General features: G+C 66.9%; 10 protein-coding genes. All 10 read right to left on the bottom strand.

Annotation, left to right across the window (positions count from 1 at the left end; translation table 11 throughout):
* Nucleotides 1–72: 72 nt before the first annotated feature.
* On the bottom strand, nt 73–375 hold the full coding sequence (gene rplW, locus BMX74_RS21170; protein ID WP_055506382.1) for a 50S ribosomal protein L23: 303 nt from the start codon (nt 373–375) through the stop codon (nt 73–75).
* Nucleotides 375–1,034 carry a 50S ribosomal protein L4 gene (gene rplD, locus BMX74_RS21175; RefSeq protein ID WP_091102306.1) on the bottom strand — a complete coding sequence of 220 codons (660 nt, stop codon included), beginning with the start codon at nt 1,032–1,034 and terminating at the stop codon, nt 375–377. The genes rplW and rplD overlap by 1 nt, the downstream gene beginning before the upstream one ends.
* Complete coding sequence (gene rplC / locus BMX74_RS21180; protein WP_055505084.1) at nt 1,031–1,684, bottom strand: 50S ribosomal protein L3; 654 nt, start codon at nt 1,682–1,684, stop codon at nt 1,031–1,033. Before rplC ends, rplD begins: the two co-directional genes overlap by 4 nt.
* A 14-nt stretch (nt 1,685–1,698) precedes the next feature.
* Nucleotides 1,699–2,007 carry a 30S ribosomal protein S10 gene (gene rpsJ, locus BMX74_RS21185; RefSeq protein ID WP_012887830.1) on the bottom strand — a complete coding sequence of 103 codons (309 nt, stop codon included), beginning with the start codon at nt 2,005–2,007 and terminating at the stop codon, nt 1,699–1,701.
* A 260-nt stretch (nt 2,008–2,267) separates the two neighbouring features.
* On the bottom strand, nt 2,268–3,461 hold the full coding sequence (tuf, locus tag BMX74_RS21190; RefSeq protein WP_055505083.1) for an elongation factor Tu: 1,194 nt from the start codon (nt 3,459–3,461) through the stop codon (nt 2,268–2,270).
* Between the two features lie 114 nt (nt 3,462–3,575).
* Nucleotides 3,576–5,624 (bottom strand): elongation factor G, encoded by a 2,049-nt coding sequence (gene fusA / locus BMX74_RS21195; protein WP_055505444.1) that lies wholly within the window; start codon nt 5,622–5,624, stop codon nt 3,576–3,578.
* A 156-nt stretch (nt 5,625–5,780) separates the two neighbouring features.
* Nucleotides 5,781–6,251, bottom strand: coding sequence for a 30S ribosomal protein S7 (gene rpsG / locus BMX74_RS21200; RefSeq protein ID WP_055505082.1), 471 nt, complete (start codon nt 6,249–6,251; stop codon nt 5,781–5,783).
* A gap of 2 nt (nt 6,252–6,253) precedes the next feature.
* Nucleotides 6,254–6,628 carry a 30S ribosomal protein S12 gene (gene rpsL / locus BMX74_RS21205; protein WP_043623420.1) on the bottom strand — a complete coding sequence of 125 codons (375 nt, stop codon included), beginning with the start codon at nt 6,626–6,628 and terminating at the stop codon, nt 6,254–6,256.
* Between the two features lie 592 nt (nt 6,629–7,220).
* On the bottom strand, nt 7,221–11,096 hold the full coding sequence (locus tag BMX74_RS21210; RefSeq protein ID WP_055505081.1) for a DNA-directed RNA polymerase subunit beta': 3,876 nt from the start codon (nt 11,094–11,096) through the stop codon (nt 7,221–7,223).
* A 17-nt stretch (nt 11,097–11,113) separates the two neighbouring features.
* On the bottom strand, nt 11,114–11,530 hold a 417-nt coding region (locus tag BMX74_RS21215; protein ID WP_475717162.1), incomplete at its 5' end, for a DNA-directed RNA polymerase subunit beta.

The raw sequence follows: 11,530 nt of genomic DNA on the forward strand, positions 1-11,530 counted from the left end.
GGTGAGCCCGCCGCACGGGCGTGCGGCGGTCTCATCCCCGCGGGCCTTGCGGCCCGCTCATTTCTCAGGCTGCTAGCCGATCTGACCGAAGATGTCGATCCGATCGCCCTCGACCAGGCTCACGATCGCGCGCTTGGTGTCGGGACGCTTGCCGAAGCCGGCGCGGGTGCGCTTGCGCTTGCCCTGCCGGTTGATCGTGTTCACGCTGGTGACCTTGACCCCGAAGATCTGCTCAACGGCGATCTTGACCTGGGTCTTGTTCGCGGTCTTCTTCACCAGGAACGTGTACTTGTTGTTCTCATCGATCAGGCCGTAGCTCTTCTCAGAGACGACCGGCTTGATGATGATGTCGCGCGGGTCGGCGATCTTCTCCATCAGGCGTCTGCTCCTTCGCTAGAACCGGCCGACGCGGAAAGCCGCGCCACGACCTGCTCGTACGCCTCCTGGGTGAAGACCACGTCGTCGTTGACGAGCACGTCGTACGTGTTGAGCTGCCCCGCGTCCAGCAGGTGGACCTCGGGCGCGTTACGCAGGCTCAGCGCGGTCAGGTAGTCGGACTCGTCGATCACGACGAGCACGCGCGGAGCCTGGGTGACCTTGCGAAGGGCCTCCAGCGCCGTCTTGGTCTTCGGGGTCTCCCCCGTGACCAGCGAGCTGACCACGTGGACGCGACCGCCGCCGGCCCTGTCGGAGAGGGCGCCGCGGAGAGCGGCGGCCTTCATCTTCTTGGGCGTGCGCTGCGAGTAGTCGCGCGGAACCGGGCCGTGGACGGTGCCACCGCCGGCGAACTGCGGGGCGCGGGTCGAGCCCTGACGGGCGCGGCCGGTGCCCTTCTGGCGGTACGGCTTCTTGCCGCCGCCGCTGACCTCACCGCGGGTCTTGGCCTTGTGCGTGCCCTGCCGGCGAGCGGCGAGCTGGGCCGTGACCACCTGGTGGATCAGGGGGACGTTGACCTTGGCGCCGAAGATGTCTTCGGGCAGGTCAACCGTGCCGGTCTTGGCACCGCCGGCGTCGAGGACGTCAATGCTTGTCACTTCGCAGCCCCCTTCTTGGCAGCGGTGCGGACGAGGACCAGGCTGCCGTTGGCGCCGGGGATCGCACCCTTGATCAGGATGAGGCCCTTCTCGGCGTCGACGGAGTGAACCTTGAGGCTCTGCACGGTGGTGCGGACGTTACCCATCCGACCAGCCATGCGCAGACCCTTGAAAACGCGGCCCGGGGTGGCGCAGCCACCGATGGAACCCGGCGAACGGTGCTTGCGCTGCGTACCGTGCGACGCGCCCAGACCACCGAAGCCGTGCCGCTTCATGACACCGGCGAAGCCCTTGCCCTTGCTCTTGCCCGTCACGTCGACGAACTGGCCCGCCTCGAAGGTGTCGGCCAGCAGCTCCTGGCCCAGGGTGTAGTCGCTCGCGTCGTCGGTGCGGATCTCCGCGAAGTAACGGCGCGGGGTGATGTCGTGCTTACGCAGGTAGTCGCCGAGCGGCTTGTTGACCTTCCGGGGGTCGACCTGCCCGAAGCCGAGCTGGACGGCGGAGTAGCCGTCCTTCTCTGCGGTGCGGACGCGGGTCACCACACACGGACCGGCCTCGACCACGGTCACCGGCACGAGCCGGTTGTCCGCGTCGAAGACCTGGGTCATGCCGAGCTTCTTGCCCAGGACGCCCTTGATCGTCTTAGCCATGTCAGTGCGTTCCCTCAGAGCTTGATCGAAATGTCGACACCCGCGGGGAGGTCGAGCCGCATGAGCGAGTCAACCGTCTTGGGGGTCGGGTCGATGATGTCAATCAGCCGCTTGTGCGTGCGCATCTCGAAGTGCTCGCGGCTGTCCTTGTACTTGTGCGGCGAGCGGATGACGCAGTACACGTTCTTCTCGGTCGGCAGCGGCACCGGGCCCGCGACCTTCGCGCCAGTCCGCGTCACCGTCTCGACGATCTTCTTGGCCGAGCTGTCGATGACCTCGTGGTCATAGGCCTTAAGCCGGATGCGGATCTTCTGTCCCGCCATAGTGGCCTCGGTGTCCTTCGCTGTCGTCTGAAAAAGTATCGTGCGGCCTGTTGCCGCTGATCTTGCAGGTCAGCCCTGCATGGCCCCACGAGACAGACGTGGTGGATCTGTCGTTTTCTTCCGTGATCCGGCAGTTACTTCGGTCACTGTCCGAAGTGACTGCTGGATCACGGGCTCTCCCGTGGAGCCCGTGGGCTGGGCTCTCGCGGTGCGGCGGCCGGCCCCCGTGGGAGGGGCCGACCGCCGCCCCGGCGATCGTGCTACTTGATGATCTTCGTGACGCGACCGGCGCCGACGGTGCGGCCACCCTCGCGGATCGCGAACTTGAGGCCTTCCTCCATGGCGATGGGCTGGATCAGCTCAACGCGCATCTCGGTGTTGTCGCCCGGCATGACCATCTCCGTGCCCTCGGGGAGGTGCACGACACCGGTCACGTCAGTCGTACGGAAGTAGAACTGCGGCCGGTAGTTGTTGAAGAACGGCGTGTGGCGGCCGCCCTCGTCCTTGGACAGGATGTAGACCTGGCCGGTGAACTCGGTGTGCGGGGTGGTCGTGCCCGGCTTGATGATGCACTGGCCGCGCTCGACGTCGTCGCGCTTGATGCCGCGGAGCAGCAGGGCGGCGTTGTCACCGGCGTGACCCTCGTCGAGCATCTTGTTGAACATCTCGATGCTGGTGACGGTGGTCGTGGTCTTCTCCGGCCGGATGCCGATGATGTCGACCTGCTCGTTGACCTTGACGATGCCGCGCTCGATACGGCCGGTGACGACCGTGCCGCGACCGGTGATCGAGAAGACGTCCTCGACCGGCATGAGGAACGGCTTCTCCGTGTCACGCGGCGGCTCGGGCACGTTCTCGTCGACGGCGTTCATCAGCTCGATGATGCTGTCGGCCCACTTCTCGTCGCCCTCGAGCGCCTTGAGCGCGGAGACGCGAACCACGGGCAGGTCGTCGCCGGGGAACTCCTGAGCGGAGAGGAGCTCACGGACCTCGAGCTCGACGAGCTCCAGGATCTCCTCGTCGTCGACCATGTCGGCCTTGTTGAGGGCCACGACGATGTAGGGGACGCCGACCTGGCGGGCCAGGAGGACGTGCTCCTTCGTCTGCGGCATCGGGCCGTCGGTGGCGGCGACCACCAGAATGGCGCCGTCCATCTGCGCCGCACCGGTGATCATGTTCTTGACGTAGTCGGCGTGACCCGGGCAGTCAACGTGCGCGTAGTGACGCTTCTCCGTCTGGTACTCGACGTGCGCGATGGAGATGGTGATGCCGCGAGCCTTCTCCTCCGGGGCCTTGTCGATCTTGTCGAACGGAGTGGCCTTGTTCAGCTCGGGGTAACGGTCGTGGAGCACCTTGGTGATCGCCGCGGTCAGCGTGGTCTTGCCGTGGTCGATGTGCCCAATGGTGCCGATGTTCATGTGCGGCTTGGTCCGCTCGAACTTGGCCTTAGCCACTGGTTCTCTCCTTGAGAATCTGACTGACTTTCGTCTACACACTCGGGCCCGGGATAACCCGAACCCCTAGGCGGTGGGGTGGCTCGCGCCACCCCACCAGGGACCGGAACTTACTTACTCGCCCCGGGCCTTCGCGACGATCTCCTTGGCGATGCCCGGAGGCACCTCCGCGTAGGAGTCGAACTGCATGCTGTAGCTCGCCCGCCCCTGCGTCTTGCTACGCAGGTCACCCACGTAGCCGAACATCTCAGACAGCGGAACGAGCGCCCGGACGACGCGGGCGCCGGCCCGCTCGTCCATCGCCTGGATCTGCCCGCGGCGACCGTTGAGGTCGCCGATGACGTCACCCATGTAGTCCTCGGGCGTGGTGACCTCAACGGCCATCATCGGCTCGAGGAGCACAGCGTCAGCCTTGCGCGCGGCCTCCTTGAAGGCCATCGAGCCGGCGATCTTGAAGGCCATCTCCGAGGAGTCGACGTCGTGGGCGGCGCCGTCGGTCAGCGTCACCTTCACGCCCACCATCGGGTAGCCGGCCAGCACGCCGAACTCGGCGGCTTCCTGGGCGCCGGCGTCGACCGACGGGATGTACTCCCTCGGGACGCGGCCACCCGTGACCTTGTTCTCGAACTCGTAACCGTCGTTGCCCTCGCCCAGCGGCTCCAGGTCGATGATGACCCGCGCGAACTGACCGGAACCACCGGTCTGCTTCTTGTGGGTGTAGTCGACCTTCTCCACCTTGCGGCGGATGGTCTCGCGGTAGGCGACCTGCGGGCGGCCGACGTTGGCCTCGACCTTGAACTCGCGACGCATACGGTCGACGAGGATCTCCAGGTGAAGCTCGCCCATGCCCCAGATGACCGTCTGACCGGTCTCCTCGTCACGGCGGACCTGGAAGGACGGGTCCTCCTCGGCGAGCCGCTGGATGGCGGTGGACAGCTTCTCCTGGTCGCCCTTGGTCTTGGGCTCGATCGCGACGTTGATGACCGGGGCCGGGAACGTCATCGACTCGAGCACGACCTGGTTGGACGGGTCGGACAGGGTGTCACCCGTCGTGGTGTCCTTCAGACCCATGACGGCGACGATCTGACCAGCGATGGCCGACGGGCGCTCCTCGCGCTTGTTGGCATGCATCTGGTAGATCTTGCCGATCCGCTCCTTCTTGCCCTTCACAGAGTTGATGACCTGTGAACCGGACTCGAGCGTGCCCGAGTAGATGCGGATGTAGGTGATCTTGCCCAGGTGCGGGTCGCTGGCGATCTTGAACGCCAGAGCCGAGAAGGGCTCGGTCGGGTCGGCGTGCCGCTCGACCACGACCTCCTCGTTGCCGACCGCGTGGCCCTTGAAGGCCGGGATGTCGGTCGGGGCCGGGAGGAAGGCGACGATCGCGTCGAGCAGGGGCTGAACGCCCTTGTTCTTGAACGCCGTGCCGCACAGCACCGGGTTGATGGCGCTGGCCAGCGTCGCGCGGCGGATGGCCGCGACCAGCTGCTCCTCGGTGGGCTCGGTGCCCTCGAGGAAGAGCTCCATCAGCTCGTCGTCGTTCTCGGCGACCGTCTCGACCAGCTTGTCGCGCCACTCACGGGCGGCGTCGGCGTGGTCGGCCGGGATGTCGACGGTCTCGTACATCTCGCCCTTGGCGGCCTCGGCGCTCCAGATGAGACCCTTCATCTTGATGAGGTCGATGACGCCCTTGAAGTCGGCCTCAACGCCCCACGGGAGCTGGATGACAGCCGGGGTCGCGCCCAGACGGCTGATCATCATGTCGACGCAGCGGTGGAACTCCGCGCCGACACGGTCCATCTTGTTCACGAAGCAGATGCGCGGAACGTCGTAGCGGTCAGCCTGGCGCCACACCGTCTCCGACTGCGGCTCGACACCCGCGACGCCGTCGAACACGGCGACGGCACCGTCGAGGACACGCAGAGAGCGCTCCACCTCGATGGTGAAGTCGACGTGGCCCGGAGTGTCGATGATGTTGATCGTGTGACCGAGCCACTCGCAGGTCGTCGCGGCAGACGTGATCGTGATGCCGCGCTCCTGCTCCTGCTCCATCCAGTCCATCGTGGCAGCGCCCTCGTGGACCTCACCGAGCTTGTAGTTGATGCCGGTGTAGAACAGGATGCGCTCGGTCGTGGTGGTCTTGCCCGCGTCGATATGGGCCATGATCCCGATGTTGCGGACCTTGGCCAGGTCTAGAGCGGTCGTGGTGGCCACTTCTCTCGCGTCCTCGTCGTCTCGTCTCCTGCGGGGGGCGAACCCCCCGCAGGACCCCCGAAGGGGAGATTTGGTCTGTGTTCAGACCACCGCTGGAGCGGTGGATTACCAGCGGTAGTGGGCGAAGGCCTTGTTGGACTCGGCCATCTTGTGGGTGTCCTCGCGCTTCTTCACGCTCGCCCCGAGGCCGTTGCTGGCGTCGAGGAGCTCGTTCATCAGGCGCTCGGTCATGGTCTTCTCGCGGCGGGCGCGGGAGTACTGCACCAGCCAGCGCAGGGCCAGGGTGGTGCTGCGCGCCGCGCGCACCTCGACCGGCACCTGGTAGGTCGCGCCACCGACACGACGGCTGCGGACCTCAAGGGTGGGCTTGACGTTGTCAAGCGCGCGCTTCAGGGTGACGACCGGGTCGTTGCCCGTCTTGTCCCTGCAGCCCTCAAGAGCGCCGTAGACGATCGACTGCGCGATGGAGCGCTTACCGTCGAGGAGCACCTTGTTGATCAGGGCGGTGACCAGCGGCGAGCTGTAAACCGGGTCAGCCATGAGCTGACGACGGCCAGGAGAACCCTTACGAGGCATTGTTAGCTCTTCTCCTTCTTCGCGCCGTAGCGGCTACGGGCCTGCTTGCGGTTGCGGACACCCTGGGTGTCGAGCGAACCGCGGATGATCTTGTAGCGAACACCAGGCAGGTCCTTCACACGACCGCCACGCACGAGCACGATGGAGTGCTCCTGCAGGTTGTGGCCCACACCGGGGATGTAGGCCGTGACCTCGATGCCGTTCGTGAGCCGAACGCGGGCCACCTTGCGCAGTGCCGAGTTGGGCTTCTTCGGGGTGGTGGTGTAGACGCGCTGGCACACGCCGCGCCGCTGCGGACTCCCCTTGAGGGCAGGAGTCTTGGTCTTCGCGACCTTGTCCTGCCGGCCCTTACGGACCAACTGCTGAATAGTGGGCACTGCCACTCCGTTTCGTGCCTTGGCCGGTGTTACGTCATTGTGCTGCGATTCGCAGGTGCTGCCGGTGTCATGACCTGCTGGTTTTCCCCGCTTCCGCGCCCCCGCGCTCGGGCGTGTCGCGCGATTCGCACAGACACATCCGCCGAGGACTGCGAGCCAGGGATTCAGCCGCCGCTCCTGTATGAGCGCACAGCCGAGAGCCCGCCAGAGCGGGCACGATGCTCAAGACTACCCAGGCCCGAGCGACACGTCAAAACGGCGCGACAAAGCAGACAAGCTTGTGTCGCCCCGGGTCGCCAGCGCCTATCCATCAAGCGCATCTACAGCTCCGCCGCACATGATATAGCCCCCGACCCCGCTCGCGCGCCCCTTCCCCCACCCCGGAAGGCAGCCGCACGCGTACGAGTCGATGAACACCCGGAGAACCGGCCGCCCGGCGGCTCAGGCCGCCGCCCACGGGCGGGCCGGCGGCCCCGAGGCAACCGCCGCGGAGAGCCGCCGGAGGACGTGGAGACGCCCCCACAGGGCCGGGAACGGCGAAGCGCCCGGCTCCCCCCGAAGAGGAACCGGGCGCTTCGCGCTGTACGGCTGTCTACCGGTTGTACTGGCCGAAGTCGTACTCCTCCAGCGGGACGGCCTCGCCGCTGCCCGTGCCGAAGGTGTAGTCGGCCGCCGAACCGTCGTAGCCGCCGACGGTGTACATCGCGGCCTTCGCCTCCTCGGTGGGCTCGACCCGGATGTTGCGGTACTGGGGCATGCCCGTACCGGCCGGGATGAGCTTACCGATGATGACGTTCTCCTTCAGGCCCAGGAGCGAGTCGGACTTGGCGTGGATCGCCGCGTCCGTCAGGACCCTGGTGGTCTCCTGGAAGGAGGCCGCCGACAGCCACGACTCGGTGGCCAGCGACGCCTTGGTGATGCCCATGAGCACCGGACGACCCGCGGCGGGCGTGCCGCCCTCGGCCACCGTCTCCCGGTTCATCTGCTCGAAGCGCGGACGCTCGACCAGCTCGCCGGGCAGGAGGTCGGTGTCGCCGGACTCCAGCACGTTCACGCGCTTGAGCATCTGACGCACGATGATCTCGATGTGCTTGTCGTGGATCGACACACCCTGCGAGCGGTAGACCTGCTGGACCTCCGCCACGAGGTGGAGCTGCACGGCCCGCGGGCCGAGGATGCGCAGCACCTCGTTCGGGTTGACGGCACCGGCGATGAGCTGCTGACCGACCGAGACGCGCTGGCCGTCCTGGACGAGCAGGCGCGAACGCATCGAGACCGGGTAGGCGATCTCCTCGGAACCGTCGTCAGGAGTGATGACGATCTTCCTGGTCTTGTCGGTCTCGTCGATGCGGACGCGACCCTCGGCCTCGGAGATCGGGGCGACACCCTTGGGGATGCGCGCCTCGAACAGCTCCTGGACACGCGGCAGACCGTGGGTGATGTCGGCGCCCGCCACACCACCGGTGTGGAAGGTACGCATCGTCAGCTGCGTGCCCGGCTCACCGATCGACTGGGCGGCGATGATGCCGACCGCCTCGCCGACGTCCACGAGCTTGCCGGTGGCCAGCGAGCGGCCGTAGCAGGTCGCGCAGACACCGATCTTCGCCTCGCACACCAGCGCGCTGCGGGTGCGGACGGTCTCGATGCCGGCCTCGACCAGCTTCGTCACGTGCGTGTCGTTGATGTCGACACCCGCCGCGACGACGACCTTGCCGTCGACCACGACGTCCTCGGCGAGGATGCGGCCGTGGACGTTGGACTCGGCGTTCTCGGCCTTGACCAGGTTGCCGGACGAGTCGCGCTCGCCGACGTGCAGCGGGACGGCGCGGTCGGTGCCGCAGTCGATCTCGCGGATGATGACGTCCTGCGCGACGTCCACCAGACGACGGGTCAGGTAACCCGAGTCGGCGGTGCGCAGCGCGGTGTCGGCGAGACCCTTCCGCTGGCCGTGGGTGGCGATGAAGTACTCCAGCACCGACAGGCCCTCGCGGAACGAGGCCTTGATCGGCCGCGGGATCGTCTCACCCTTGGTGTTGGACACCAGGCCACGGATGCCGGCGATCTGACGCACCTGCATCCTGTTGCCTCGGGCGCCGGAGTTGACCATCATCCAGACCGGGTTGGTCGCCGGGAAGGCGTTGACCATGTCGGTCTCGACGTCGGCCGTGGCGTGCGTCCAGATCTCGATGAGCTCCTGGCGGCGCTCCTCGTCGGTGATCAGACCGCGCTCGTACTCGCGCTGGACCTTGTCGGCCCGGCGCTCGTAGCTCTCCATGATCTCGGCCTTGTTCGGCGGCGCGACGACGTCGCCGATGGCGATGGTGACACCCGAGCGGGTGGCCCAGCGGAAGCCGGCGTCCTTGAGCGCGTCGAGCGAGGCGGCGACCTCGACCTTCGGGTAGGTCTCGGCCAGCTCGTTCACGATCGTGGACAGCTGCTTCTTGCCGACCTGGAAGTTGACGAACGGGTAGCTCGCGGGCAGCGTCTGGTTGAACAGGCAGCGGCCGAAGGTGGTCTCCAGGCGGATCGCGTCGCCCTGCTCCCAGCCCTCGGGCGCGACCCAGTCGCGCGGCGGGAGGACGTCCCGCACGCGGATCTGGATCTTCGCCTGGATCTCCAGCTCGCGGCGGTCGAAGGCCATCTGCGCCTCGGCGACGGAGCCGAACACGCGGCCCTCGCCGACCGCCCCCTCCTTCATGGTGGTCAGCCAGTACAGGCCGATGACCATGTCCTGGGTGGGCATCGTCACGGGCTTGCCGTCGGCCGGCTTGAGGATGTTGTTGGTCGAGAGCATCAGGATGCGTGCCTCGGCCTGGGCCTCAGCCGACAGCGGCAGGTGCACGGCCATCTGGTCGCCGTCGAAGTCCGCGTTGAACGCGGTGCAGACGAGCGGGTGGATCTGGATGGCCTTGCCCTCGACGAGCTGCGGCTCGAACGCCTGGATGCCCAGGCGGTGGAGCGTGGGCGCGCGGTTGAGCAGCACCGGGTGCTCGGTGATGACCTCTTCGAGCACGTCCCACACGACGGGGCGGGCGCGCTCGACCATCCGCTTGGCCGACTTGATGTTCTGGGCGTGGTTGAGGTCCACGAGCCGCTTCATCACGAACGGCTTGAACAGCTCCAGCGCCATCTGCTTGGGCAGACCGCACTGGTGCAGCTTGAGCTGCGGGCCGACGACGATGACCGAACGGCCGGAGTAGTCGACGCGCTTGCCCAGCAGGTTCTGGCGGAAGCGGCCCTGCTTGCCCTTGAGCATGTCGGACAGCGACTTGAGCGGCCGGTTGCCGGGGCCGGTGACCGGACGTCCGCGACGGCCGTTGTCGAACAGCGCGTCGACGGCCTCCTGCAGCATCCGCTTCTCGTTGTTCACGATGATCTCGGGCGCGCCGAGGTCGAGCAGACGCTTGAGGCGGTTGTTCCGGTTGATGACCCGGCGGTACAGGTCGTTCAGGTCGGAGGTCGCGAACCGGCCACCGTCGAGCTGCACCATCGGGCGCAGGTCCGGCGGGATGACCGGGATGCAGTCGAGCACCATGCCGCGCGGCGAGTTGGTCGTGTTCAGGAACGCCGACACGACCTTGAGCCGCTTGAGCGCGCGGGCCTTCTTCTGGCCCTTGCCGCTGCGGATGGTCTCGCGCAGGTTCTCGGCCTCGGCGTCGAGGTCGAAGTTGATCAGGCGGTCCTGGATCGCCTGCGCGCCCATGCCGCCCTTGAAGTAGCGGCCGAAGCGGTCGCGCATCTCGCGGTAGAGCAGCTCGTCGCCCTCGAGGTCCTGGACCTTGAGGTTCTTGAAGCGGCTCCAGACCTCGTCCAGGCGGTCCAGCTCGCGCTGGGCCCGGTCGCGGAGCTGACGCATCTCGCGCTCGGCGCCCTCGCGCACCTTGCGGCGCTGGTCGCCCTTGGCGCCCGCGGCCTCCAGCTCGGCCAGGTCGGCCTCGAGCTTCTTCTGCCTGGTCTCGATGTCGGCGTCGCGGCGCTGCTCGATGTGCTGCCGCTCGACGGAGATCTTCGCCTCCAGCGAGGGCAGGTCACGCTCACGCATCTCGGTGTCGACATGCGTGATCATGTACGCCGCGAAGTAGATGACCTTCTCCAGGTCCTTCGGGGCGAGGTCGAGCAGGTAGCCGAGGCGCGACGGGACGCCCTTGAAGTACCAGATGTGCGTGACCGGCGCGGCCAGCTCGATGTGGCCCATCCGCTCACGGCGGACCTTGGCCCGGGTCACCTCGACGCCGCAGCGCTCACAGATGATGCCCTTGAACCGGACGCGCTTGTACTTGCCGCAGTAGCACTCCCAGTCGCGGGTCGGACCGAAGATCTTCTCGCAGAAGAGACCGTCCTTCTCCGGCTTGAGAGTGCGGTAGTTGATGGTCTCCGGCTTCTTCACCTCGCCGTGCGACCACTGGCGGATGTCGTCGGCAGTGGCGAGGCCAATGCGTAGCTCGTCGAAGAAATTGACGTCGAGCACTAGATTCCCCTTTTTGATCAGACCTCGTCGACGGACATCGCGCCCTCATTCGGGCGCCGTGCCAGATCGATGCCGAGCTCCTCCGCGGCGCGGAAGACGTCCTCGTCGGTGTCGCGCATCTCGATGGACATGCCGTCGCTGGAGAGCACCTCGACGTTGAGGCACAGCGACTGCATCTCCTTGATGAGGACCTTGAAGGACTCGGGAATGCCCGGCTCGGGAATGTTCTCGCCCTTGACGATGGCCTCGTAGACCTTCACGCGGCCCAGGACGTCGTCGGACTTGATCGTGAGCAGCTCCTGCAGGGCGTAGGCGGCGCCGTACGCCTCCAGCGCCCACACCTCCATCTCACCGAACCGCTGGCCGCCGAACTGGGCCTTACCGCCCAGCGGCTGCTGCGTGATCATGGAGTACGGGCCGGTCGAACGCGCGTG

It is taken from the genome of Nonomuraea pusilla (assembly GCF_900109355.1).
GTDB lineage: Bacteria > Actinomycetota > Actinomycetes > Streptosporangiales > Streptosporangiaceae > Nonomuraea > Nonomuraea pusilla.